Annotated in this window: 29 protein-coding genes and 1 pseudogene; 20 read left to right on the forward strand and 10 right to left on the reverse strand. The window is 62.6% G+C overall.

Annotation, left to right across the window (positions count from 1 at the left end; all coding sequences use genetic code 11):
• Window positions 1–224 precede the first annotated feature (224 nt).
• Window positions 225–509, forward strand: coding sequence for a hypothetical protein (locus AC1D1L_RS14890; protein WP_477342363.1), 285 nt, complete (start codon window positions 225–227; stop codon window positions 507–509).
• 171 nt (window positions 510–680) lie between these two features.
• Here AC1D1L_RS14890 and AC1D1L_RS14895 read toward each other — a convergent pair whose 3' ends face one another.
• Complete coding sequence (locus AC1D1L_RS14895) at window positions 681–1,094, reverse strand: GFA family protein (protein WP_477342365.1); 414 nt, start codon at window positions 1,092–1,094, stop codon at window positions 681–683.
• A gap of 274 nt (window positions 1,095–1,368) precedes the next feature.
• On the opposite strand from AC1D1L_RS14895, the gene AC1D1L_RS14900 reads away from it, so the two are divergent.
• Window positions 1,369–2,133, forward strand: a complete 765-nt coding sequence (locus AC1D1L_RS14900) for a TlyA family RNA methyltransferase (protein ID WP_112563874.1) — start codon at window positions 1,369–1,371, stop codon at window positions 2,131–2,133.
• Complete coding sequence (locus AC1D1L_RS14905; RefSeq protein ID WP_477342367.1) at window positions 2,130–3,365, forward strand: class I SAM-dependent RNA methyltransferase; 1,236 nt, start codon at window positions 2,130–2,132, stop codon at window positions 3,363–3,365. Before AC1D1L_RS14900 ends, AC1D1L_RS14905 begins: the two co-directional genes overlap by 4 nt.
• A 7-nt stretch (window positions 3,366–3,372) precedes the next feature.
• Here AC1D1L_RS14905 and AC1D1L_RS14910 read toward each other — a convergent pair whose 3' ends face one another.
• From AC1D1L_RS14910 to AC1D1L_RS14935, 6 genes are all read right to left on the reverse strand, one after another.
• Window positions 3,373–4,026 carry a transglutaminase-like cysteine peptidase gene (locus AC1D1L_RS14910; protein WP_376775142.1) on the reverse strand — a complete coding sequence of 218 codons (654 nt, stop codon included), beginning with the start codon at window positions 4,024–4,026 and terminating at the stop codon, window positions 3,373–3,375.
• Window positions 4,027–4,216: 190 nt separating this feature from the next.
• Window positions 4,217–4,606 carry a type II toxin-antitoxin system VapC family toxin gene (locus AC1D1L_RS14915; protein ID WP_477342369.1) on the reverse strand — a complete coding sequence of 130 codons (390 nt, stop codon included), beginning with the start codon at window positions 4,604–4,606 and terminating at the stop codon, window positions 4,217–4,219.
• Window positions 4,593–4,868 (reverse strand): AbrB/MazE/SpoVT family DNA-binding domain-containing protein, encoded by a 276-nt coding sequence (locus AC1D1L_RS14920; RefSeq protein WP_142866757.1) that lies wholly within the window; start codon window positions 4,866–4,868, stop codon window positions 4,593–4,595. The genes AC1D1L_RS14915 and AC1D1L_RS14920 overlap by 14 nt, the downstream gene beginning before the upstream one ends.
• Before the next feature lie 75 nt (window positions 4,869–4,943).
• A complete protein-coding gene (gene tldD, locus AC1D1L_RS14925) occupies window positions 4,944–6,356 on the reverse strand; it encodes a metalloprotease TldD (RefSeq protein WP_477342372.1) in 1,413 nt (470 codons plus the stop codon).
• A gap of 105 nt (window positions 6,357–6,461) precedes the next feature.
• Entirely contained in the window at window positions 6,462–6,929 is a 468-nt protein-coding gene (locus AC1D1L_RS14930) for a YbjN domain-containing protein (RefSeq protein WP_477342374.1), read from the reverse strand.
• Between the two features lie 73 nt (window positions 6,930–7,002).
• Window positions 7,003–7,551 (reverse strand): invasion associated locus B family protein, encoded by a 549-nt coding sequence (locus AC1D1L_RS14935; protein WP_352584613.1) that lies wholly within the window; start codon window positions 7,549–7,551, stop codon window positions 7,003–7,005.
• A 362-nt stretch (window positions 7,552–7,913) separates the two neighbouring features.
• Between AC1D1L_RS14935 and coxB the strand changes: the two genes are divergently transcribed.
• The 16 genes and pseudogenes from coxB to AC1D1L_RS15015 all read left to right on the forward strand — a co-directional run bounded on the left by coxB (window position 7,914) and on the right by AC1D1L_RS15015 (window position 19,343).
• Window positions 7,914–8,810, forward strand: a complete 897-nt coding sequence (coxB, locus tag AC1D1L_RS14940) for a cytochrome c oxidase subunit II (protein WP_477342375.1) — start codon at window positions 7,914–7,916, stop codon at window positions 8,808–8,810.
• 38 nt (window positions 8,811–8,848) lie between these two features.
• Window positions 8,849–10,501 (forward strand): cytochrome c oxidase subunit I, encoded by a 1,653-nt coding sequence (ctaD, locus tag AC1D1L_RS14945; protein WP_352584617.1) that lies wholly within the window; start codon window positions 8,849–8,851, stop codon window positions 10,499–10,501.
• Window positions 10,502–10,571: 70 nt separating this feature from the next.
• A complete protein-coding gene (locus AC1D1L_RS14950) occupies window positions 10,572–11,516 on the forward strand; it encodes a heme o synthase (RefSeq protein WP_477342376.1) in 945 nt (314 codons plus the stop codon).
• 2 nt (window positions 11,517–11,518) lie between these two features.
• Window positions 11,519–11,674 carry a hypothetical protein gene (locus AC1D1L_RS14955; protein WP_162712272.1) on the forward strand — a complete coding sequence of 52 codons (156 nt, stop codon included), beginning with the start codon at window positions 11,519–11,521 and terminating at the stop codon, window positions 11,672–11,674.
• Between the two features lie 8 nt (window positions 11,675–11,682).
• The gene (locus tag AC1D1L_RS14960) at window positions 11,683–12,309 is read left to right on the forward strand and encodes a cytochrome c oxidase assembly protein (RefSeq protein WP_142866751.1); all 627 of its coding nucleotides are present in this window, start codon (window positions 11,683–11,685) and stop codon (window positions 12,307–12,309) included.
• A gap of 1 nt (window position 12,310) precedes the next feature.
• Complete coding sequence (locus tag AC1D1L_RS14965) at window positions 12,311–13,192, forward strand: cytochrome c oxidase subunit 3 (protein WP_352584622.1); 882 nt, start codon at window positions 12,311–12,313, stop codon at window positions 13,190–13,192.
• Window positions 13,193–13,285: 93 nt separating this feature from the next.
• Window positions 13,286–13,417: pseudogene (locus tag AC1D1L_RS14970) on the forward strand (L,D-transpeptidase family protein); the annotation flags it as partial.
• A gap of 22 nt (window positions 13,418–13,439) precedes the next feature.
• On the forward strand, window positions 13,440–13,826 hold the full coding sequence (locus AC1D1L_RS14975; RefSeq protein WP_112563894.1) for a DUF983 domain-containing protein: 387 nt from the start codon (window positions 13,440–13,442) through the stop codon (window positions 13,824–13,826).
• Window positions 13,823–14,578, forward strand: a complete 756-nt coding sequence (locus AC1D1L_RS14980; protein ID WP_477342377.1) for an SURF1 family protein — start codon at window positions 13,823–13,825, stop codon at window positions 14,576–14,578. Before AC1D1L_RS14975 ends, AC1D1L_RS14980 begins: the two co-directional genes overlap by 4 nt.
• 170 nt (window positions 14,579–14,748) lie before the next feature.
• A complete protein-coding gene (gene ispH / locus AC1D1L_RS14985; protein WP_436258878.1) occupies window positions 14,749–15,759 on the forward strand; it encodes a 4-hydroxy-3-methylbut-2-enyl diphosphate reductase in 1,011 nt (336 codons plus the stop codon).
• A gap of 7 nt (window positions 15,760–15,766) precedes the next feature.
• Window positions 15,767–16,729, forward strand: a complete 963-nt coding sequence (locus tag AC1D1L_RS14990) for a homoserine kinase (RefSeq protein WP_477342378.1) — start codon at window positions 15,767–15,769, stop codon at window positions 16,727–16,729.
• On the forward strand, window positions 16,726–17,271 hold the full coding sequence (gene rnhA / locus AC1D1L_RS14995) for a ribonuclease HI (protein ID WP_112563900.1): 546 nt from the start codon (window positions 16,726–16,728) through the stop codon (window positions 17,269–17,271). The genes AC1D1L_RS14990 and rnhA overlap by 4 nt, the downstream gene beginning before the upstream one ends.
• Before the next feature lie 30 nt (window positions 17,272–17,301).
• Complete coding sequence (locus AC1D1L_RS15000) at window positions 17,302–17,877, forward strand: histidine phosphatase family protein (RefSeq protein ID WP_477342379.1); 576 nt, start codon at window positions 17,302–17,304, stop codon at window positions 17,875–17,877.
• Between the two features lie 96 nt (window positions 17,878–17,973).
• Window positions 17,974–18,255 (forward strand): ribbon-helix-helix domain-containing protein, encoded by a 282-nt coding sequence (locus AC1D1L_RS15005; protein WP_477342380.1) that lies wholly within the window; start codon window positions 17,974–17,976, stop codon window positions 18,253–18,255.
• Window positions 18,245–18,556, forward strand: coding sequence for a type II toxin-antitoxin system RelE/ParE family toxin (locus tag AC1D1L_RS15010; RefSeq protein ID WP_477342381.1), 312 nt, complete (start codon window positions 18,245–18,247; stop codon window positions 18,554–18,556). The genes AC1D1L_RS15005 and AC1D1L_RS15010 overlap by 11 nt, the downstream gene beginning before the upstream one ends.
• Before the next feature lie 127 nt (window positions 18,557–18,683).
• Entirely contained in the window at window positions 18,684–19,343 is a 660-nt protein-coding gene (locus AC1D1L_RS15015) for a hypothetical protein (RefSeq protein WP_477342382.1), read from the forward strand.
• 9 nt (window positions 19,344–19,352) lie between these two features.
• Here AC1D1L_RS15015 and AC1D1L_RS15020 read toward each other — a convergent pair whose 3' ends face one another.
• From AC1D1L_RS15020 to AC1D1L_RS15030, 3 genes are all read right to left on the reverse strand, one after another.
• A complete protein-coding gene (locus AC1D1L_RS15020; protein ID WP_477342383.1) occupies window positions 19,353–19,832 on the reverse strand; it encodes a DUF2938 domain-containing protein in 480 nt (159 codons plus the stop codon).
• 88 nt (window positions 19,833–19,920) lie between these two features.
• Window positions 19,921–20,403 (reverse strand): peroxiredoxin, encoded by a 483-nt coding sequence (locus AC1D1L_RS15025; protein ID WP_023668407.1) that lies wholly within the window; start codon window positions 20,401–20,403, stop codon window positions 19,921–19,923.
• Between the two features lie 110 nt (window positions 20,404–20,513).
• Window positions 20,514–21,320, reverse strand: coding sequence for a protein-disulfide reductase DsbD domain-containing protein (locus tag AC1D1L_RS15030; protein ID WP_477342384.1), 807 nt, complete (start codon window positions 21,318–21,320; stop codon window positions 20,514–20,516).
• A 214-nt stretch (window positions 21,321–21,534) separates the two neighbouring features.
• Here AC1D1L_RS15030 and AC1D1L_RS15035 point away from each other — a divergent pair, with 214 nt between their 5' ends.
• Entirely contained in the window at window positions 21,535–22,143 is a 609-nt protein-coding gene (locus AC1D1L_RS15035) for a YqgE/AlgH family protein (protein WP_477342385.1), read from the forward strand.
• Window positions 22,144–22,146: the final 3 nt, after the last annotated feature.

Consider the following 22,146-nt stretch of genomic DNA (forward strand, 5'->3'; position numbering starts at 1 on the left):
GCGCAACGCGCCTGAATCAAAATCTCACGCCTTTGAAGCGGTTTGCCGGCTTCTAAAGCAATTCCAGGAAAAGTGTGAAGCGGTTTTCCGTCCGGAATTGCGTCAAGCGCTCTAGTCGTAACGCTCTGTTAACGCTTCTGTTTGGCGTTTCGCTTACCGTGTCTTTTGGCCGTTTTTCAACGCCGCCCTGCTAGAACCCGACCAAGGCAGGGAGTTAAAAAACAATGCGAACGCTTCTGTGCGGCGCGGCCCTTTTGGCTGTAATCGCCGCGCCCGCCGTGGCCGAAACCCGCTACGACCGCAAGCTCGAACAGGCGGTGGTCGAGATCGTCGCCGGCAAGATGGGCAACATCAGGGGCGGCTTTTCCTACAAGCAGGTGCCGCAGCTCGTCGTCGTGCCGGACGTACCGGCTGCGCCCGTCGAGAGCCCGCCCAAGCAGGCTTCTGGCGACGCCAATGACGGGCTGACGCCCGCCGTCGAGCGGCCGGCCTCGCGCACCATTTTCTAGAGCCTGTTCCATCCCGATGGGATCGGGATGGGGCTCTATCTCTTTATGTAGAGCATGATCTCCGGACAAAACGGTTCCCGTTCCAGGGTCCAGTGGGCGGCGCCGCAATGGCAGGTTCCCTTCAGCATTCAGCCTCCTCGGCATTGCCTCGTCCATCCGCCTGGGCATCGTTCAACTGGGCATGTTCTCGAACTGGGGGAGGTCGAGTGGCTTTACCCATCCGAGACGACGCCTGGTGAACATCTCGAGTTTCGGCGCGATCAACTCAGGGCGGTCGAGACTTCCGAGCTGGACGAACACCGTGCCGGGGAAGCCGTCGAGATTGTCCGTGAATACCCGCGCCGCGCATTCCGGGCAGGAATTCCGGTCGAGCCCATTGCCCGAATTGGCGATATAGTGAAACGCTTTCGGTTTGCCGCTGATCAGCGTGAAATCATCCTCTGGCACGGCGAAAAACGTCGCAGCTTCGCCGCCGGAAGCCTTCTTGCAGTCGAGGCAGTGACAAACTGCAATGAAAGTGGGATCGGTATCAAACTCGAACTTGACCGCGCCGCAGGCGCACTTCGCAGTGTACTTCTTGGTCATGACTTGTCCCCTCTATCGCAATGACGGTGGTTTAACGTGCGCGCACGGCATCGCATGAAGCGTCGTTAGGGATCGCCTTCAAACGTCCAGCGCGCGGGCGCCGCAATGGCAGGTTCACATCAGCATTCGTACTTCGCATGCCTCGTCCACCCGCCTGGCCATCTTGCCGGACCTTGCGCGATAATCAACCGGTGGACTGATCTGCGTCTCCGGTTCCAGTGTCCCGCTCATCCAATGTCCTTGCCTTCGTGACCGGCTTTCGCCATGAAGGCCGATGAACTCCCCTCTGCCAGCCAGCACACGCCAGCGGCTCGACGAATTGCTCGTACAGCGCGGCCTGTTTGCAAGCCGCTCGCGCGCCCGCGACGCGGTCGAGCGTGGAACTGTCTCAGTCGACGGCGTGGTCGCCCGCAAGCCCGGCCAGACCGTCCTGCCGCAATGCCTCATCGTCATCGACGATCCCGCGCAAGGCTATGTCTCGCGCGCGGCGCTGAAGCTGATTGCCGGGCTCGACCATTTCAGTCTTGATCCCTCGGGCTCGGAAGCCCTTGATATCGGCGCCTCGACCGGCGGCTTCACCCAGGTGCTGCTAGAGCGCGGTGCAGTCCACGTTACGGCAATCGATGTCGGCCACGGCCAGATGCATCCCGATGTCTCGTCCGACCCGCGCGTCACCGTGATCGAGGGCTTGAACGCCCGCGAGCTCACCGCCGCTGATCTCGGCGGCCGTATCCCGGATTTCATCGTTTCCGACGTCAGCTTCATTTCGCTGAAACTGGCGATGCCGCCGGCGCTTGCCATCGCCAGGCCGGGAGCGCGTGCGGTGTTTTTGGTCAAGCCGCAATTCGAGGCCGGCCGCGAGGCGATCGGCAAGGGTGGCCTGCTGAAAGACCCCTATGACGCCGCGCGCGTTGCCGGCCTGCTGCAGGAATGGCTCGAAGGCGTCCCTGGCTGGCGTACATTGGGTCTGCACATGTCGCCGATTGAAGGCGGCGACGGCAACCGCGAATTCCTGCTCGGTGGGATCAAGGACCGATGAGCACGCGCTTCACCATCAAGAGATTGGGCTCGCAAGGCGATGGCGTCGCCGAGACGGAAACCGGCGAGCTGTTCATTCCCTTCACGCTGCCGGGCGAAACTGTCACCGCGGCGCGCGAAAGGGATCGCGCCACTCTGATGGCGGTGCTGGAAGCCTCGCCGCTGCGTATCGACCCGGCCTGCCGGCATTTCACAGAATGCGGCGGCTGCGCCGTCCAGCATCTGCAAGCCGACGCCTACCACCAGTGGAAACGCGACAAGGTGGTGCATGCCTTGAAGGGCATTGCTAGCGATATCGGCGCCTTGGTGCCGTGTGCACCCCACACACGCCGCCGCGTCGTGCTTGCCGCCCGGCGCGCCGACACCGGTATGCTGCTTGGCTTCCATCGCCATCTGTCGCCGGAAATCATCCCCATCGAGGAATGCCCGATCTCGTTGCCAGAGATCGTCGCAGCACTCGATCGCTTGCGAGCGGTCGCCGACCTGGTTTGCGCCACCACCAAGTCGTTCCGCATGGTGGTCACGGTGACGGGTTCGGGCCTCGACGTCGCGGTCTATGAGTCAGGCAAACTGGGCGAGAACCAGCGCCGGGTCGCCTCAAACTTCGTCATGGCCAATGGATTTGCCCGGCTTTCGATCGACGACGAGATCGTCATCGAGCCGAAAAAGCCGGTGGTCATGTTCGGAACCGTCGCTGTCGCCGTGCCGCCCGGCGCCTTTCTGCAGGCCACCGAAGCCGCCGAACAGACGATGGCCGATATCGTTGGCGGACATCTGAAACGCGCCAAGAAAGTCGCGGATCTCTTCGCCGGCTGCGGCAGCTTTGCGCTTCGGCTGGCGGCGAAATCCGAGGTCCACGCGGTCGAAGGCGACGCGGCGGCCCTGTCGGCGCTTGACCGCGGCTCACGCTTCGCCACCGGCCTGAAGCGGGTAACCGGCGAACGCCGCGACCTGTTCCGGCGTCCGCTGACGTTCAAGGAACTGAACGCCTTCGACGGTGTCGTCTTCGACCCGCCGCGCGCCGGCGCCGAAGACCAGTCGAAGCAGATCGCCCGCTCCGACGTGCCCTTCGTCGCCGCCGTCTCCTGCAACCCGGTGACGCTGGCCCGGGATTTACGCATCCTCATGGATGGCGGCTATATGCTGAAAAGCGTCACGCCGATCGACCAGTTCCTCTGGTCGCCGCATGTCGAGGCGGTGGCGCTGCTGGAGAAGCCAAAGAGACGGCGGTAGCCGCAACCTAGCTTGGCGACATCCGTTTCGGCGTGCCGCCGCGTTGGTTGATCGACACCCAATTGTTTGGGTTCTGCTGCGACTGGCGTTTCAGGAAATAATAGCCCGTCGCGTTCCAGGGCCTGATCTCATCGACCAGATTGTCCAGGACGAGATCGCCCTTGTCGGTCTTCACGGTCAGGATGGTGTGGCCTTCATTGTTGAGGTCGCGCACCACCGTCATCAACAGCGCCTGCCGGGGGAAACCTGCCTGCAGAAGAAGCTTGCGCTTGTAGAGCGCGTAGATCTTGCAGTCGCCCTTGCCGTCCACAGGATAGTCCCAGTGGTCTTCCATGGTGCCCCAGTGATCGAAATTGCTGACGGGCTTGATGGACCTGTTCGCCTTCTGATTGACCCGCTTGAGGATGCTCAGCTTCTGCGCGGTCAGCTTGACGTCGGCGGCCGGCAAAGCGGGGACCTTGCACTCCTTTGGCCGGCGATGGCAGAAATCGACCCAACCGTAGGGGACGCTGGTGCTTCCGCCCACGGCGGCGGCAGATTGGGTCGACCGCGCCTTGAACCATGTCGACTGTGCCGCCGCCGTACCGGCATGCAGCGCTGTCGCGCCAATCAACGAAACGAAGCCAAGGAGGAGAGCCAGGACGCCGGGCCGCATTGCCATCACCAACACCGCAACGAGAAGCTGGGTACCGTGTTTGTGCGCAAACGGCAGCCCAGGCAGTTCAACAGTTACTAATTTCCTAATGTGAATTGTGTTCGCTTCAAGGTGCCGGCTGAGATTTGAAGTCGGAAAACAGCCTGCGCTTTCGGGGTTACGTCGAACGGCAGGCCGCTACCGGCGCGCCTCTTTGCTATGCTTCCTGCACGCCATCATGTCCGGCCGCCTTTGCAGCCTTCAGGAACCCGCGGTCAAAGGTTGCAAAGCCAGCACAATGAGCTGCTTTCCCCAGATGCAGCGCATCTGCGAAATCCATTCCCGCTTCGGACAGATCGAGCGCAGAGGAGACGATCGCAGCGTCTTCCAGTTCAACCGTGGGCAACCCGCCGAACACTCGCAGCGCGCCCGCGATCGCGGCTTGGCCATAGCCATAGGCACTGCGCAGCACCCATTCGGCCTCCAGGACTGCCGTGACGGCGACAAAGACGGGCTGACCATCGATCAGCCGCCGGGCTCGCGGGGACTGCTCCGGATCGTCGTTCGTCAAATACCTGACGACAACGTTGGTATCAATCGCGAGCATTGCGCCGCCGGGCTTCTGCAAGGACGGCCGCGTCCATCTCCTCCAGAGTCTTCGGCCTGCCACTGTGCGGTAGGACACCAAAGACATCCTCTGGTCGCGTCGGGGCAAAGGCCGGCGCCAATTTCAGAAGCACTCCGTCCGGCGTATCTTCGACCTGCAGACGTGTGCCCGCACCCCAATCTTTGCGCTTCCGGATCGCGCTGGGCAGGATTACCTGTCCCTTGGTGGAGACGGTCGTTGTAAGTTTTTCTGTAGCAGCCATCGCGCACGCCTTTGTGTAAGACAAAGGTAAGATATTCTTATTGCGTCAGCTATTCAAGCCTGGCGGATTGGCACCTCAAACCCTGGTGCCGCCCACCGTCATCTGGTTCATCCTGAGATGCGGCTGGCCGACGCCGACCGGCACGCCCTGGCCGGCCTTGCCGCACATGCCGATGCCGTTGTCGAGCTTCATGTCTTTGCCGATCATCGACACGCGGTGCATGGCGTCCGGCCCGTTGCCGATCAGCATGGCGCCCTTGATCGGCTGCGTCACCTTGCCGTTCTCGATCATGTAGGCCTCGGTGCAGCCGAACACGAACTTGCCCGAGGTGATGTCGACCTGGCCGCCGCCGAAGGAGACGGCATAGATGCCGTTCTTGACCGAAGCGATGATCTCGTCCGGCTCCATGTCGCCCGCCGTCATGTAGGTGTTGGTCATGCGCGGCATCGGCTGGTGCGCATAGCCTTCGCGCCGGCCGTTGCCGGTCGCCTTCATGCCCATCAGCCGGGCGTTCTGGCGGTCTTGCATGTAGCCGACGAGCTTGCCGTCTTCGATCAGCACGTTGCGGGCGGACGGCGTGCCTTCATCGTCGACGGTGAGCGAACCGCGCCGCTCGGGCATGGTGCCGTCATCGACGACGGTGACGCCCTTGGCCGCCACCTGCTGGCCCAGCAGGCCGGCGAAGGCCGACGTCTTCTTGCGGTTGAAATCGCCTTCCAGCCCGTGGCCGACTGCCTCGTGCAGCATGACGCCCGGCCAGCCGCTGGACAATACGATATCGAACGTGCCGGCCGGCGCCGGGATGGCTTCGAGATTGACCAGCGCCTGCCTGAGCGCCTCTCGTGCCGCATGCTTCCAGCTGTCCTCGACCAGGAACTCGCCGAACGCCTTGCGCCCGCCCATGCCGTAGGAGCCGCTTTCCTGGCGGTCGCCATCGCCGACCACGACGGAGACGTTGATGCGGACCAGCGGGCGGATATCGCGCACCATCTGGCCGTCGGCGCGCACGATCTCGACATGCTGCCAGGACGCGGCGAGCGAGGCCGTCACCTGGCGCACGCGCGGATCCTCGGCCCGCAGCCAGGCGTCGATTTCCTGCAACAGCTTGGCCTTGACCTCGAAGGAAGGCGAGGGGATCGGGTTCTCGTCGCCGTAGAGATGGCGGTTGGTGCGGACAGGGGCGGCGGCAAGCGTGCCGGAATAGCCGCCCTTGACGGTCGACACCGCGTCCGCCGCGCGCAGCAGCGACGCTTCGGAGAGGTCGCTGGAATGGGCGTAGCCGCTGGCCTCGCCGGCCACTGCGCGCAGGCCAAAACCCTGGTCGGTGTTGAAATTGGCGGTCTTCAGTCTGCCGTTGTCGAACATCAGCGCTTCGCTCTCGCTGTATTCGAGGAACAACTCACCGTCATCGGCGCCGTTGAGGGTCTCGGCGACGATCTCTTTGATGCGATCGTCTGAAATGTCGAATTGGCCGATCAGGCTGTTCATGGCAGGTCCGTTCACAGGAGGAATGGTGTTGCCATGATGTAGGCGCGAAGACGCACCTGCACAATCCGCAATGAAGATCCGCAGTCGGCCAGCGGTGCGCGGGTCCTACTTCTCGTTCACGAATTCCTTGATGTCGCTGGTCATGGAATCCCAGTTCGAGAACTGCTCCTCCAGATTGGAACGGGTGATGCCGCCCTTGAAGCTGACATCCATCTTGAAGTTCGAGCCGTCGCCCGCAAAGGACTTCACGTAGCGGTATTTCTTGTTCCACTCATTGGCCTGCTCTGCCGTGAAGTCATCGGCGTAGCCTGCCGTGAACTGGATCGACGTGCACTTCTCGTGGTTTTCGCAGCCGTAGAACCAGACCGAATACTTCATGCCCTGAATCCGACCGGAAACCATCGGGTCGCCATTGTCGTCCTTGTCCATCTTGGCCGAGCCATAGCCTTTCGCAATATCGAGAATGACGGCCGGATCTGGCGCCGTCATGATTTCGGCATCCTCGGCCCAGGCGACCGAAATAGCACCGGTCAGGATTAGACCAGTGGACAGGAGCAGGCAAAACGCGCGCATGATGACACCCACAGTCAAAATCAAACCCGTGGGAATTCTGCTTCAGGAACAGCTTTTTTCGCAAGCATCAAGTTCAGGGCAGCGCCGCAAAACCGTCGGCGAAGCCCTTGAGGTCGACGGGGATGCCGATGCCTTCTTCCGGCGTCTGGAAGACGATGAAGGTAGCCGACGTCCCGGTCTTCAGCGTGTCGAGCAGCGGCTTTTCGAGAATGACCTCGGCATAGCAGCCGTCCTGGAAGCAGCGCACGAAATAGGCGCGGCCGATATCCTTGCCGTCGACATTGAGGCCGAGTCCGTTGGGCAAAAGCACGCCGAGCGGCGCCAGCACACGCAGGATCTCGGCCTTGTTGTCGGCGGTGCGCAGCACGACGACCGAAAGTCCCATTTCCGGGCGATCCTCGGCGACGACATTCTGCATCATCACGCACTGTTCCGACGTCGCGCCGGCCGGCGTGTCGCAGATGATCGACCACGCGCCATGCGTCGACTTGACCGTGCCGCTAGGCTGCGCTGCATTGGCGATGCCGGTGGCGGACGAGCCGATACCGATCAGGGCGGCGAGAAAGATGACCTTCGCCCCGCTGCTCGAAAGCCAGGAGTTTCTCGAAAGCCAAGAGGTCATGACGGCTCCATTGCGAATCACGGCACTTTAAGCCGCGCCAAGGCCAAGTAAAGGATAGGGCGACCGCCGGTCAGCCCCGGCAAGCGCAATAATGCGCTTTTCCCTAGCAAATTCGCCCTAATTGCGACCGTCGGGCGCATTCCGGCCACAAGCCCGCATAGCCCATCTGTCGACGATCCGCGCGGGCCGCGATGCCGTCGAAACGGCGCGGTCGCGCTTGCGCGCAAAAATGCCGCACGGTTTTGCCCGCTCCTTTCTTGCGGAGGGAAATAGAGTATGGTTTGAACCACCCTTGGGACTGTCCGGGATTCCCATCCCGGCATTGTTCGATATTCTTGCGCGCGATCGCGAGGAACCGGGAGATGAAGAGGGCGATGAGAAAATTCCCAGCAAGCGCCAAATTGATGGCAACAGCAGGCGCTGCAGCCGCATTTTTCGCCGGTGCCTCCGCCCATGCGGCCCAGCCGCAGCCATGGGAGATGAGCTTTCAGCCGCCCGCAACCGACATGATGCGGCAGATCGAGTGGTTCGGTAACTACACAATGTGGTTCGTCGTCCCGATCACCGTCCTGGTTCTGGCTCTGCTTGCCTGGTGCATCTTCAGGTTCCGCGCCAGCGTAAACCCGGTTCCATCCAGGACCAGCCACAACACGCTGATCGAGATCATCTGGACGGTTGGGCCGGTCGTGATCCTGCTGTTCATTGCCATTCCCTCGTTCCAGCTCCTGACCGCGCAGTACACGCCGCCGGAAGAGGCCAAGCTGACCGTCAAGGCGACGGGCAATCAGTGGAACTGGGACTATGAGTACCAGACCGAGAACACGCTCTCCTTCAACTCGGCCATCCTTCAGGATGCCGATCGCGCGGCGATCGGCAAGGAAGACCGCAAGGTCTACCCGCGCCTGCTGGCGGTCGATAACGAGCTGGTGGTGCCGGTCAATACCATGACCCGTGTCCTGGTCACCGCGACCGACGTCATCCATTCCTTCGCCATGCCGGCCTTCGGCATCAAGATGGACGCTGTCCCCGGCCGCACCAACGAGACCTGGTTCAAGGCGGAGAAGGAAGGCCTCTATTACGGCCAGTGCTCGCAGCTCTGCGGCAAGGACCACGCCTTCATGCCGATCGCCATCCGCGTCGTCTCCGACGCGCAGTACAAGACCTGGCTGGCAGCAGCCAAGACCGACCTTCCCGGCGCCAACAAGGCGCTGATGGCCGAGGTCGACGGTACCAACAAGGTAGCGGCCGCCGGCAACTGATGCCGCAGGTTAGCAAGATTTAGGGAACGGAGCCGACCATGGCAGAAGCTGCAGCTCACGACGATCACGACCACAAGCCCTATCATGGCTGGGTCCGGTGGGTGTACTCCACCAACCACAAGGATATCGGCACGCTCTATCTGATCTTCGCGATCTTCGCAGGCATCGTCGGCGGCGCGCTTTCGGTCGTCATCCGCATGGAGTTGCAGGAGCCGGGCATCCAGATATTCACCGGCCTGGCGCAGATGGTCTACGGCATGAACGGCGATGCCGCCATCGACGGCGGCAAGAGCATGTACAACGCCTTCGGCACCGCGCACGCGCTGATCATGATCTTCTTCATGGTCATGCCGGCGCTGATCGGCGGCTTCGCCAACTGGATGGTGCCGATCATGATCGGCGCCCCCGATATGGCCTTCCCGCGCATGAACAATATCTCGTTCTGGCTGCTGCCGCCGGCCTTCATCCTGCTCATCGCCTCGGCCTTCATGCCGAGCGCGCCCGGCGCCTACGGCGTCGGTGGCGGCTGGACGCTCTATCCGCCGCTGTCGACCTCCGGCCAGCCCGGACCGGCCATGGATCTGGCGATCCTGTCGATCCACATTGCCGGCGCCTCGTCGATCCTCGGCGCCATCAACTTCATCACCACCATCTTCAACATGCGCGCGCCGGGCATGACGCTGCACAAGATGCCGCTGTTTGCCTGGTCGGTGCTGGTCACCGCCTTCCTGCTGCTGTTGTCGCTTCCGGTTCTGGCCGGCGGCATCACCATGTTGCTCACCGACCGCAATTTCGGCACCACCTTCTTCACCCCGGATGGCGGCGGCGACCCGCTGCTGTTCCAGCACCTGTTCTGGTTCTTCGGCCATCCTGAAGTCTACATCCTGATCCTGCCGGGCTTCGGCATCATCAGCCATATCGTCTCGACCTTCTCGAAGAAGCCGGTGTTCGGCTATCTCGGCATGGCCTACGCCATGGTCGCGATCGGCGCCGTCGGCTTCATCGTCTGGGCGCACCACATGTACACGACCGGCCTGTCGCTCGACACGCAGCGCTACTTCGTCTTCGCCACCATGGTCATCGCGGTGCCGACGGGCGTGAAGATCTTCTCCTGGATCGCGACGATGTGGGGCGGGTCGATCTCGTTCAAGACGCCGATGCTGTGGGCGCTCGGCTTCATCTTCCTGTTCACGGTCGGCGGCGTCACCGGCGTCCAGCTCGCCAATGCCGGCCTCGACCGCTCGCTGCATGACACCTATTTCGTCATCGCTCACTTCCACTACGTGCTGTCGCTGGGCGCGGTGTTCGCCATCTTCGCCGGCTGGTACTACTGGTTCCCGAAGATGACCGGCTACATGTACTCGCCGGTGATCGCCAACACCCACTTCTGGGTCACTTTCGTCGGCGTCAACCTGATCTTCTTCCCGCAGCATTTCCTCGGCCTCGCCGGCATGCCGCGCCGCACCATCGACTATCCCGACGCGTTTGCCGGCTGGAACATGGTGTCGTCCTACGGTTCCTATATCTCGGCCGTCGGCGTGGTGATCTTCCTCTATGGCGTCTTCGAAGCCTTCCAGAAGAAGCGGGTGGCCGGCGCCAATCCATGGGGCGAGGGTGCAACGACGCTCGAATGGCAGCTGCCTTCGCCGCCGCCCTTCCACCAGTGGGAACAGCTGCCGAAGATCAAGTAAGGCAGCCCGAATACGAAACCGCCGGCCCGCCGGCGGTTTCGGCCAACGGAATGATTGGACTCAACTACGCATGGCCCTGGTCGACGACCCATTGATTGACGAAGCGGGCTTTCGAATTTCGGAAGCCACGGCGGGCGACTTTTTCGCCCTCTTGAAGCCGCGCGTCATGTCGCTGGTGGTGTTCACGGCCTTTGTCGGCATGGTGGCGGCGCCCGTGACCGTCAACCCGTTGATAGCGATGGTCGCAATCCTGGCGATCGCCATTGGCGCCGGCGCCTCGGGCGCGCTCAACATGTGGTACGACGCCGACATCGATGCCGTGATGAGCCGGACCGCCGGTCGCCCGGTCCCGTCCGGCCGCATCCTGCCCGGCGAGGCCTTGAGTTTCGGCCTTGTGCTGTCGGCGCTGTCGGTGATGACGTTGGGTGTGCTGGTCAACTGGCTGTCGGCGGCGCTGCTCGCCTTCACCATCTTCTTCTACGCCGTCGTCTATACGATGTGGCTGAAGCGCTCGACACCGCAGAACATCGTCATTGGCGGTGCCGCCGGCGCCATCCCGCCGGTGATCGGCTGGGCGGCGGTGACCGGAACGGTAAGCTTCGAAAGCCTCGTACTGTTCCTGATCATCTTCCTGTGGACGCCGCCGCATTTCTGGGCGCTGGCGCTGTTCAAGTCCGACGACTACGCCAAGGCCGGCATCCCGATGATGCCTGTTATCGCCGGCCAGGCCTCTACCCGCCGCCAGATTTTTGCCTATGCGCTGATCCTCGCGCCGATCGGCGTGCTGCCCTGGGTGCTCGGTTTCACCACCGCGGGCTACGGCATCGCTTCGCTGACGCTCGGCGCCGGCTTTGTCTGGTATGCCTGGAAAGTGCTGCGTATGACCGATGACGACCGCGTCATGAAGCCGGCCAAGGCGCTGTTTGCCTATTCGCTGCTCTACCTGTTTGCGATCTTCGCCATCTATCTGGCCGACTGCGTCGTCGGTCGCGCTCTGGCCATCGGTGGAGCATGACCATGATCGACAAGAAGCTTGAACTGGTCACGCTGACCGAGCGCCAGCAGAAGGCGCGGCGCAACCGTTCGGCCGCGATCGGCCTGGCGCTGGCGGCGCTGGTTGTCGTTTTCTACGTCATCACTATCGTCAAATTCGGCCATACCGGATCGATGTGAGGCCGACGATGACCCGCCAGACCATGACCGATCCCGGGAAGAAAAACACCAACCGCGTTGTCGCCGCCGTCTGCGTCGCCTTCTTCGGCGGCATGATCGGCATGGCCTACGCCGCGGTGCCGCTCTACAAGATGTTCTGCCAGGCCACCGGCTATGGCGGCACCACGCAGCGCGCCGAGAAGCAATATGCCGGCCGCATCCTCGACCGCGACATCACCGTGCGCTTCGACGCCAACACCAATGGCATTCCCTGGCAGTTCCAGCCGGTCGCCCGCTCGGTCACCATCAAGATCGGCGAGACCACGCAGGCGCATTACAGCGCCACCAACAAGTTCGACCGCGCCGTCACCGGCCGCGCCACCTTCAACGTGCAGCCGGAACTGGCAGGCCCCTACTTCAACAAGGTCGAGTGTTTCTGCTTCACCGACACGACACTGAAGCCCGGCGAGACGCTGGACATGCCGGTCGTGTTCTATGTGGATCCAGACATCGTCAACGTGCCGGAACTGAAGGACTTGAAGACGATCACCCTGTCCTACACCATGTTCCCGGTCGAAAAGAACAAACCGGTCGCTTCATCGGCGCCGGACAGCACCACCAAAGTTTCAGATACCGAAGCAAATCTCGGGGGTTGATATGGCAGACGCGCACGCAAAACCACAACACGACTACCATCTCGTCAACCCGAGCCCGTGGCCCTTCCTGGGCTCCATCGGCGCGCTGGTCACCGCCGTCGGCGGCGTCGCCCTGATGCAGTATCTCAAGAACGGTGATTTTCCGATCTTCGGCCACAACATCGCCAACCCGTGGCTGTTCTTCATCGGCCTGGTCATCGTCCTCTACACCATGTTCGCCTGGTGGTCGGACACGATCAAGGAAGCGCATGAAGGGCATCACACGCGTGTCGTGTCGCTGCATCTGCGCTACGGCATGATCATGTTCATCGCTTCGGAAGTGATGTTCTTCGTCGCCTGGTTCTGGGCTTATTTCGATGCCAGCCTGTTTCCGGGCGAGGTGCAGCAATATGCCCGCACCGCCTTTACCGGCGGCGTCTGGCCGCCGAAGGGTCTCGAGGTCCTCGATCCCTTCCATCTGCCGCTTTACAACACCATCATCCTGCTTTTGTCGGGCACGACGGTGACCTGGGCGCACCACTCGCTGATCCATGGCGACCGCAAAGGCCTGATCAACGGCCTGGTGCTGACCGTCGGCCTCGGCATGCTGTTCACCATGGTGCAGGCTTACGAGTACATTCACGCGCCGTTCGGCTTCAAGGATTCCATCTATGGCGCCACCTTTTTCATGGCGACCGGCTTCCACGGTTTCCATGTGATCATCGGCACCATCTTCCTGCTGGTCTGCCTGATCCGCGCCATGAAGGGTGACTTCACGCCGAAGCAGCATTTCGGCTTCGAGGCGGCTGCCTGGTACTGGCACTTCGTCGACGTGGTCTGGCTGTTCCTGTTCAGCGCGATCTATGTCTGGGGATCGGCCGGCGCGCTGATCGAAGGCCACTGACGGCTTTCATCGGGGAATCAACCCCAAGGAATCGGAGAGGCGGCCGCGGCAATGCGGCCGCCTTTCTTCTTTTTGGCGCCCATCATGGCCTACGGCTTCGGCTGGCTGGGCTGGCTGCTTCAATTGGTCGACTGGACCGATGGCTGCATTGGGGTTACCGACTCCGACATGGATGAAATCTGGGCTATGGTGCCGGATGGAACGCCGATCGAAATTGAGCCGTAGAACATGAGCGAAGACACTATCCATGAGTGAAGATAGGGCGATCTGGCCACCCATCGAGCCGATTTCGGCCGGCCTGCACGGCCGGTGTCCGCGTTGCGGCGAAGGGCGGCTGTTCTCCGGCTTCCTGACCGTCGGCAAGCGCTGCATGAATTGCGGCCTCGACTATTCCTATGCCGATGCCGGCGATGGCCCGGCCGTGTTCGTCATCCTGATCATCGGCTTCATCATCGTTGGGCTGGCGCTGTGGGTGGAGGTGACGCTGAGCCCGCCGCTCTGGCTGCATTTCATCATCTGGATACCGCTGGCGGTGGCGCTGTGTCTGACGGCGCTCCGGCTGATCAAGGGCGTGCTGCTGACGCTGCAATACACCAACAAGGCTGCTGAAGGCCGGCTGGACCACGAGCAATGAGCGAGGCGCTGGCCAAAGCCACCGGCCGTTCGCGGCCGAAGACGGCGTTGCTGCTCGGCCTCGGCCTGGTGCTGTTCGTCATCCTGCTGGGGCTAGGCACCTGGCAGGTGCAGCGCCTGCACTGGAAGGAAGGCCTGCTGGCGACCATCGACCAGCGCACCCACTCGGCGCCACGGCCACTGGCGGACGTCGAGAAGGAATTTGCCGCCACCGGCGATGTCGACTACACGCCGGTCACCGCCAGCGGGACGTTCCTGCATTCCGGCGAGCGGCATTTCTACGCCACCTGGGACGGTGACGCCGGCTTCAATGTCTACACGCCGCTGGCGCTCGACGATGGCCGCTTCGTGCTGATCAACCGCGGGTTCGTGCCCTACGATCTCAAGGACGCCGCCAAACGCCCGCAAGGGCAGGTGACGGGCAAGGTGACGGTCACCGGCTTGGCGCGCAATCCGCTGCCGGCAAAGCCGTCGATGATGCTGCCCGACAATGATGTGGCCAAGAACATCTTCTACTGGAAGGACCGCGACGTCATGGCGGCAAGCGCGGGCCTGCCCGCGGGTGCCGTGCTGGTGCCGATCTTCATCGACGCCGACAAGACGCCGAATCCCGGTGGGCTGCCGGTCGGCGGCATCACCATCATCGATCTGCCGAACTCGCATTTGCAATATGCGTTCACCTGGTATGGCCTTGCCGCCGCCCTTGCCGCGGTTCTGATCATCAGGTTGCGCCGCCCGGCAAAGCCTGAATGATATTACAGCGCCGCGCGTCCTTTTGGACGCGCAAAGGACGCTGTAACACTTTTGGTTTGGCGCATGATCGTTTCCGAAAATCGATTCCGATTTTCGGGGTCATGCGCTGCTGCCCTTGACAGGGCAGGGGTGCACACCTCATTTCGCCTCTGAACAACCGGCCCGGATTCATGCTTCACACCAAGACCAAGCCTCCTCTGACGATCCGGCTCTGCCAGCCGCGCGGCTTTTGCGCCGGCGTCGACCGCGCCATCCAGATCGTCGTGCTGGCGCTGAAGAAATACGGCGCGCCGGTCTATGTCCGCCACGAGATCGTGCATAACCGCTATGTCGTCGAAGGCCTGCAAAGCCTGGGCGCGGTGTTCATCGAGGAACTGTCGGAGATCCCGCCCGAGCATCGCAAGTCGCCTGTGGTGTTTTCGGCCCATGGCGTGCCGAAATCGGTGCCGGCCGACGCCCAGGCGCGAGAACTCTTCTATCTCGACGCCACCTGTCCGCTGGTGTCGAAGGTGCACAAGCAGGCGATGCGCCACCAGCGGCTCGGCCGCCATGTGCTTCTGATCGGCCATGCCGGCCATCCCGAGGTGATCGGCACGATGGGCCAGCTGGCGGAAGGCGCCGTGACGCTGATCGAGACAGAAGCCGACGCCGCTACCTTTGCACCGGCCAACCCTGAGGCGCTCGGCTTCGTCACCCAGACGACGCTGTCGGTCGAAGACACCGCCGGCATCATCCGGGCGCTGCAGGAGCGCTTCCCGCAATTGCATGCGCCGGCCGCCGAATCGATTTGCTACGCCACCACCAACCGCCAGGAAGCGGTCAAGGACACCGCCGCCGGCGCCGATCTCTATCTGATTGTCGGCGCGCCGAATTCTTCCAATTCGCGCCGACTTGTCGAAGTGGCGGAGCGCGCCGGCGCCACCATGTCGCTTCTCGTACAGCGCGCTTCCGAAATTCCGTGGAATGACATCACTGACATTTCGACGCTCGGCCTGTCGGCCGGCGCGTCGGCGCCGGAGATCATCGTCGACGAGATCATCGACGCTTTCCGCCAGCGCTTCGAGGTGACCATCGATCTTGCGATCACCGCGACCGAAACGGAGGATTTTCCAGTCATGCGGGTTCTGCGCGATGTCGAACTGACGCGGGCCGATATGGCCTTCGTCAACGGAGCCGCGTGAACAGCCCATGGCGGTCTACACCGATGTCAACGAGGGCGAACTCGGCGGGTTCCTCAGGGCTTATCCGGTTGGCGAATTGCTGTCCTACAAGGGCATTGCCGAGGGCACCGAGAATTCGAATTTTCTGCTGCACACATCGAGCGGCTCCTACATCCTCACGCTCTACGAAAAGCGCGTCGACAAGGCCGACCTGCCGTTCTTCCTCGGTCTGATGGGCCATCTCGCCCGCAAAGGCATTTCCTGCCCGCTGCCGGTAACCGCGCATGACGGCACCGTCATCGGCACGCTGGCCGGCCGGCCGGCGGTCATCATCACCTTCCTCGAAGGCCTGTCGCTGCGGCGGCCGACAGCGGCGCATTGCGGCGAAGTCGGCAAGGCGCTGGCCGCCCTGCATCTCGCCGGCCAGGATTTTGCGATGACCCGCGACAACGCGCTCGCCATCGACGGTTGGCGCAAGCTCTGGAACGCCTCACACGGCCGCGCCGACGAGGTCGAGCCGGGACTGGCCGCCGAGGTCGACGCCGATTTCGCCGATTTCGAACGCCATTGGCCGCAGGGCCTGCCGGCGGGCATCATCCATGCCGACCTTTTCCCCGACAATGTCTTCTTCCTCGGCGAAAAACTGTCGGGCCTGATCGACTTCTATTTCGCCTGCAACGACCTCTATGCCTATGACGTCGCCACCTGCCTCAACGCCTGGTGTTTCGAGAAGGATTTTTCCTTCAATCTCACCAAGGGTACGGCGCTGCTGGCTGGCTATCAGAGCGTGCGGCCTTTGAGCGATGCCGAGAAGGCGGCGCTGCCGATGCTGGCGCGCGGCTCGGCGCTGCGCTTCATGCTGACCCGGCTCTATGACTGGCTGACCGTTCCCGATGGCGGGCTGGTCATGAAGCGCGATCCGACCGAATACATCCGCCGCATTCGCTTCCACCGCGCCATCAGGTCCCCTTCGGAATATGGACTGACATGACCAAGCAGGTTGAAATCTTCACCGACGGCGCCTGCTCGGGCAATCCCGGTCCCGGCGGCTGGGGCGCCATCCTGCGCTTCAACGGCAAGACCAAGGAATTGTCCGGCGGCGAGGCTGAGACCACCAACAACCGCATGGAACTGCTGGCCGCCATTTCGGCGCTGAATGCGCTGAAGGAGCCGTGCGCCGTCGAGCTTCACACCGACAGCAAATATGTCATGGACGGCATCTCGAAGTGGATCCATGGCTGGAAGAAGAACGGCTGGAAGACCGCCGACAAGAAGCCGGTCAAGAACGGTGAGCTCTGGCAGGCGCTGGACGAGGCCAACCGGCGTCACAAGGTGACCTGGAACTGGGTCAAGGGCCATGCCGGCCACACCGAGAACGAACGCGCCGACGAACTCGCAAGGGAAGGCATGGCGCCGTTCAAGAAGGGCTCGGCCGCATCTGCAACCCCGAAGCCTGCAGCCGCGCTGAAGCCGGCCGCGCCGGCCAAGCAGCCGGCGACCCCGAGAGCGCGGCGCTCGACCCAGAGCTATTGAGTTTAGGCTTCCCGGCAGGAAACCTCACCCGTGCCGATTGCATACTACATCACCCATCCCCAGGTTCAGATCGATGCCAACGTTCCCGTGCCGGAATGGGGACTGTCCGAGATCGGACGGGCGAGGGCGCTGGCCATGCTCGAGCAGCCATGGGTCGGCTCGATCCGGCGTGTCGTCTCGTCAGTGGAGCGCAAGGCGATAGAAACCGCTGAGATACTGGCCAGGCAGCTTGGCCTCACGGTCGAGGTGCGCGAACGCATGCATGAGAACGACCGCTCGGCAACCGGCTTCCTGCCACCGCCGGAGTTTGAGGCAGTCGCCGACTGGTTCTTCGCCAATCCGCACAAAAGCATTCGCGGTTGGGAGCGCGCCATCGATGCCCAGCAGCGCATTGTGAGCGAGGTCGAGGCTGTACTAGACGCCGCCGTTGGCGGCGACATTGCTTTCGTCGGCCATGGTGGCGTCGGAACGCTGCTGCTGCTTTCACTCAGCAATCGCGAGATCAGCCGCGAGGCGGATCAGCCGGCCGGCGGCGGCAGCTATTTCGCCTATGACATCGGCGCGCGCAGCATCCTCCACGGATGGCGACCGATCGACGGCCGCTGATGCGGCCAGAAGCGGCAGTCCGCAGTGCAGCAATCGGATTGTTGGAGAGGAGCAAAAGGAGTATTATTTACTACCTTAGAGCAAGAGTAAGATCCTATGGCAGACGTGGAAAAGATAAGCGTGGCCGTGACGCCGCAACAGGCGGCGACCATGCGCGAGGCAGTGGAAGCGGGTGAATACGCCACCACGAGTGAGATCGTGCGCGAGGCGATGCGTGATTGGCTCACCAAGCGCGAGCTTCGACAAGAGGACGTGCGCCGGCTGCGTCAGCTATGGGATGAAGGCAAGGCAAGCGGGAAGCCGGAGCCTGTAGACTTTGACGCGCTGAGAAAGGAAGCTCGGCAGCGGCTGGTGAAAGCCTCGTCGAATGGCCGCTAGGGTAGTCTGGTCGCCAGCGGCCAGAGCTGACCTGATTGACATCTATCTGACAATAGGCGGCGAAAGCCTTCGAGCAGCCGACCGCTATTACGACCGGCTGGAGTCGCGGGCCATGCAATTGGCCGATCAGGCACGCATGGGCGTGAGGCGACCCGACATCCGTCCCTCAACCCGAATGCTGGTCGAGGCGCCGTTCCTGCTGCTTTACGAAACGATCCCGGATACAGACGACGGCTTAGTCGAGTGCGTCGAGATAGTGCGCGTCGTGGACGGGCGAAGAGACTTGCGCCATCTGTTCTGATGATCTGCGTCCACAAGGCCTGCGGATACGCATCATCAGAAGCCTGTGATTCTAGACTTTGGCTTAAAGTCGATTTCATCCCTGGGTGATAGAACGGCGCAATCGATCTTGGCGGTGAGGCGCGGCGATGTTCGGACGCAGGACTTTCGGCAAGCAGAAGCACAGCTTTGCCGATCTCAAGAAAATGATGCGTCCGACGCCGGATGCCGATGGCGTGACGCGCGTTTTCTCGAAGGAACTCTGGGACGATCCGAAGATCGGCTCCTTCCTGCGTGAGGCCGGCTTCGCGCCGGACGATGCGCGCAACATCATGCGCACGGCGGATGATTACATCGCTCTTTTCGCAGCCGCCAGGTACCGGCTTCAGGTTCGCACCGAGACCTTCAACGCCGAGATGACGGCACGCCACGGCTATTGCCGCGCCACGCCCTTCCTGGTCATCAACCAGTCGATCTGGGACGGCGCGCATGGCGCGTTCCTCTATGCCCAGATGGATCTCATCGGCTTCGACGCCTGGAATGTCGTCATGCTGGCGGCCGAAGCGCGGACGACGCAGTCGTGCGGCCTGCCGGCGCATCCGGGTTCAGTCCCGGCGCTCTCCCAGGCCATGACCGGGCACGTGATCCGATGGAAGGCGCGCTATGAATCCACGCTGGAGGAATTCGGTGTCACCGCCACCGGAGGCAGGAGCATCACGCGGGAGCAGTTCGAGGCGGAGAAGGACGCGCTGCGTCAGGAGATCATCGACACCGTCGCCGCGATGAAGCCGCGCGTTGTCAGCGAATAGAACCTGTCCTCAACGGATTAGCAGGGCCGTACCGTAAAGGCCGAGCGCGAACACGGTGTGCGAGATCACGTTGAAGGCGCGGATCTGCATCGGGTTGGGGCGCTTTGAAGCGGCCCAACCCGCGCCCATGCCGGGCGCCAGCAGGAACCAGCCGGCGCCGATGGTGACCATGCCGAGGATGAAGGCCGGCAGAAAGGTCGGTGCGTCCAGCCACGCTCTGCCCATCAGCGCCACCAGGATGACGCCGTAGACGATGCCGGTAAAATAGTGGAAGGCCCAGCCCAGCGCCGTCTCGTGCGCATAGGGTGCGGCGTGGGCAATGTCGTCGTGGAAGACCTTGCCTTCCCTTAGATGCCAGACCCAGCGGCCGGGCGGCCCCCAGTTCGGCCGCGGCTGACTGAGCGCCAGATGCAGGAACATCGCCCACAGGTCCATCAGCACTGTGGCGCCGATGCCGATCGCAACACTGCGCCAGATGATGTCAAACATCGTCGATGTCCCCCAAAAGCAGGCAATCCGGCAGGAAGCGCAGAGTGGTCAGGCCATGCAGCGCATGACCCGACGCAGCCACCAAAATTTAGAGCTGGCTCAGAATGTGTGCCGCACCTGAGGTGTCGACACCGGGCTTGGTCTCGACATTGAGCGCGGTGACCTTGCCATTGTCGACGATCATCGAAAAGCGCTTCGAGCGCAATCCCATGCCGCCGCTGGAGTAATCGGAGTCGAGGCCGATCGACTTGGCGAAATCGCCATTGCCGTCGGCGAGATAGAGGATCTTGCCTTGACCGCCGGTGAAATTGGCCCAGGCGCCCATGACATGGACGTCGTTGACCGAGACGACGGCGATGGTGTCGACGCCGCGCGCCAGGATGGCGTCATGGTTCTCGAGATAGCCCGGCAGATGGTTGTTGCTGCAGGTCGGCGTGAAGGCGCCGGGAACGCCGAACAGCACGACCTTCTTGCCCGCAAAAATCTCGGCCGAGGTGATCACCTTGGCGCCGTCGGCGGTCATTTCCTTGAAGGTCGCATCGGGCAGTTTGTCGCCAACGGCAATGGTCATGATGGTCCTCGTGTGAAAGCAGGGAAGGTTTCTTGCGATAGCGAAATCAGGCATCTCCCGCAACCGCCGATAAGGCCTGGATCAAGGGAAGGCCTGGATCGGGACTTGTATCAGGGGAACGGCAGAACGCCCTCGACCGCGCCTTCCGCACTTGTCAGGGTGTAATACAACCCGCCATCGGTCGGTGTCGCCGACGGTCGGTCGAGGATCGGTATGGTAAACACCAGCCGGCCGTCCTTTTCGCTGCGCGCAGGCGCCCCGAACATGTAGTCGCGCTCGCCGGCGACGAAGAAATCCGCCGCTTCCGGATCGCCGGGAAAGGTCGCCTCGACGACCAGCGTCTCGTGGTCGCCGGGCAGGATCTTGATGCCGAAATCGGCTTTGGCAGGGGCGGGCAAGGTGGCAAGGGCCGCCTTCACCAGAGCCGCATCCTCGGCATTGTCGGGATCGGCGGCGGGATCGACGCTCAACCGCGTCTGCACCGGAATGCAGATCGTCTCGCAAATGCCGAGAAAGATGTCGGCATCGATGACGGCCGCATCCCCAGGCGATGACAGGGTGAATGTCACCGGCAGCGAAACCGGATGGTTGTAGCCGGCCCATTTGCCGTAGCCGTCGTCATGGCGCTGCGGCGGCGGGAAGGAAAACGCCGCATCGGTGATGTTGGTGCTGGCCGAAACATCGATCTGCGGTGGCACGCCAGCATCGCCCGGGTCGCGCCAATAGGTCTTCCAGCCGGGCTTGAGCGCAATGTCGAGCACGCCATGGATGCGCCCGGCCTCGTCCGCCTTGCCTGATGTCACCAGCCGCACCTTGCCGCCTTCGCTGTTGTACCAGTCCGAAGAGGAAGCCGCGGCGGGAAGGGCTGCTCCGCATCCGATGGCGGCACCGAGCAGCAGGATTTTCAAGCTTTGCATGGCAGGGATTTGATCGTCAGTTCATGGCCGCGCAATGTTTTCATGGCTCTCTGCGTATCATATTTGCGTGACTTTTGGGCGAGGGACAGTCGAGTTCAAGCATTCCGTCGGGGAAATTGGTAGTCAGGAATCCGTTGTTCCAGCTATTGGGCTTTGGGCAAATCGCGCGCGGCGCACCTTTTCGGCGCTCCGGAAACGCGTTACGCTCCGCTCCATGGACTTGTTGCGCCACAAAAAGATCGCCGGCGGACGCGGCTTTCTCGACGACCAGTTCCTGATTGCCATGCCCGGCATGAAGGACGACCGCTTCACGCGCTCGGTCATCTATATCTGCGCGCACAGCGACGAAGGCGCGATGGGCCTGATCATCAACCAGACGCAGCAGATGCTGTTTCCCGATCTTCTGGTGCAACTGGGCATCATGAACGAGCAGGAGGCGATCCGGCTGCCGGCGCAGGCGCGCGACTTCGTCGTGCGCAATGGCGGCCCGGTCGACCGCAGTCGCGGCTTCGTCCTGCACTCGGGCGACTACCGGGTGGAATCCTCGCTAACCGTCTCCGATGATATCTGCCTGACCGCGACCGTCGACATCTTGCGCGCCATCTCGTCCGGCCGCGGCCCGCGGCGCGCGCTGATGGCGCTCGGCTATTCCGGCTGGGGCGCCGGCCAGCTGGAAACCGAGATCGCCGAAAATGGCTGGCTGACCTGCCCGGCCACGCCGGAGCTTTTGTTCGACGCCGACATCGAACGCAAATACGACCGCATCCTCGCCTCGATCGGCATCGACCTGGCGCATTTGAGCCTGGCGGCCGGGCATGCCTGACCT

It is taken from the genome of Mesorhizobium sp. P2_D6, assembly GCF_056404315.1.

Bases quoted from the DNA above. Each gene is read 5' to 3' on its own strand.
- ctaD (WP_352584617.1), top strand. From the start codon at position 8,849: ATGGCAGAAGCTGCAGCTCACGACGATCACGACCACAAGCCCTATCAT.
- AC1D1L_RS14965 (WP_352584622.1), top strand. From the start codon at position 12,311: ATGGCAGACGCGCACGCAAAACCACAACACGACTACCATCTCGTCAAC.
- AC1D1L_RS14900 (WP_112563874.1), top strand. From the start codon at position 1,369: ATGAACTCCCCTCTGCCAGCCAGCACACGCCAGCGGCTCGACGAATTG.
- AC1D1L_RS14895 (WP_477342365.1), bottom strand. From the start codon at position 1,094: ATGACCAAGAAGTACACTGCGAAGTGCGCCTGCGGCGCGGTCAAGTTC.
- AC1D1L_RS15010 (WP_477342381.1), top strand. From the start codon at position 18,245: ATGGCCGCTAGGGTAGTCTGGTCGCCAGCGGCCAGAGCTGACCTGATT.
- ispH (WP_436258878.1), top strand. From the start codon at position 14,749: ATGCTTCACACCAAGACCAAGCCTCCTCTGACGATCCGGCTCTGCCAG.
- rnhA (WP_112563900.1), top strand. From the start codon at position 16,726: ATGACCAAGCAGGTTGAAATCTTCACCGACGGCGCCTGCTCGGGCAAT.
- AC1D1L_RS15035 (WP_477342385.1), top strand. From the start codon at position 21,535: ATGGACTTGTTGCGCCACAAAAAGATCGCCGGCGGACGCGGCTTTCTC.
- AC1D1L_RS15005 (WP_477342380.1), top strand. From the start codon at position 17,974: ATGGCAGACGTGGAAAAGATAAGCGTGGCCGTGACGCCGCAACAGGCG.
- AC1D1L_RS14920 (WP_142866757.1), bottom strand. From the start codon at position 4,868: ATGGCTGCTACAGAAAAACTTACAACGACCGTCTCCACCAAGGGACAG.
- AC1D1L_RS14910 (WP_376775142.1), bottom strand. From the start codon at position 4,026: ATGGCAATGCGGCCCGGCGTCCTGGCTCTCCTCCTTGGCTTCGTTTCG.
- AC1D1L_RS14890 (WP_477342363.1), top strand. From the start codon at position 225: ATGCGAACGCTTCTGTGCGGCGCGGCCCTTTTGGCTGTAATCGCCGCG.
- tldD (WP_477342372.1), bottom strand. From the start codon at position 6,356: ATGAACAGCCTGATCGGCCAATTCGACATTTCAGACGATCGCATCAAA.
- AC1D1L_RS15030 (WP_477342384.1), bottom strand. From the start codon at position 21,320: ATGCAAAGCTTGAAAATCCTGCTGCTCGGTGCCGCCATCGGATGCGGA.
- AC1D1L_RS14980 (WP_477342377.1), top strand. From the start codon at position 13,823: ATGAGCGAGGCGCTGGCCAAAGCCACCGGCCGTTCGCGGCCGAAGACG.
- AC1D1L_RS14905 (WP_477342367.1), top strand. From the start codon at position 2,130: ATGAGCACGCGCTTCACCATCAAGAGATTGGGCTCGCAAGGCGATGGC.
- AC1D1L_RS15020 (WP_477342383.1), bottom strand. From the start codon at position 19,832: ATGTTTGACATCATCTGGCGCAGTGTTGCGATCGGCATCGGCGCCACA.
- AC1D1L_RS14990 (WP_477342378.1), top strand. From the start codon at position 15,767: ATGGCGGTCTACACCGATGTCAACGAGGGCGAACTCGGCGGGTTCCTC.
- coxB (WP_477342375.1), top strand. From the start codon at position 7,914: ATGAAGAGGGCGATGAGAAAATTCCCAGCAAGCGCCAAATTGATGGCA.
- AC1D1L_RS14915 (WP_477342369.1), bottom strand. From the start codon at position 4,606: ATGCTCGCGATTGATACCAACGTTGTCGTCAGGTATTTGACGAACGAC.
- AC1D1L_RS15025 (WP_023668407.1), bottom strand. From the start codon at position 20,403: ATGACCATTGCCGTTGGCGACAAACTGCCCGATGCGACCTTCAAGGAA.
- AC1D1L_RS14950 (WP_477342376.1), top strand. From the start codon at position 10,572: ATGGCCCTGGTCGACGACCCATTGATTGACGAAGCGGGCTTTCGAATT.
- AC1D1L_RS14975 (WP_112563894.1), top strand. From the start codon at position 13,440: ATGAGTGAAGATAGGGCGATCTGGCCACCCATCGAGCCGATTTCGGCC.
- AC1D1L_RS14955 (WP_162712272.1), top strand. From the start codon at position 11,519: ATGATCGACAAGAAGCTTGAACTGGTCACGCTGACCGAGCGCCAGCAG.
- AC1D1L_RS14930 (WP_477342374.1), bottom strand. From the start codon at position 6,929: ATGCGCGCGTTTTGCCTGCTCCTGTCCACTGGTCTAATCCTGACCGGT.
- AC1D1L_RS15015 (WP_477342382.1), top strand. From the start codon at position 18,684: ATGTTCGGACGCAGGACTTTCGGCAAGCAGAAGCACAGCTTTGCCGAT.
- AC1D1L_RS14935 (WP_352584613.1), bottom strand. From the start codon at position 7,551: ATGACCTCTTGGCTTTCGAGAAACTCCTGGCTTTCGAGCAGCGGGGCG.
- AC1D1L_RS14960 (WP_142866751.1), top strand. From the start codon at position 11,683: ATGACCCGCCAGACCATGACCGATCCCGGGAAGAAAAACACCAACCGC.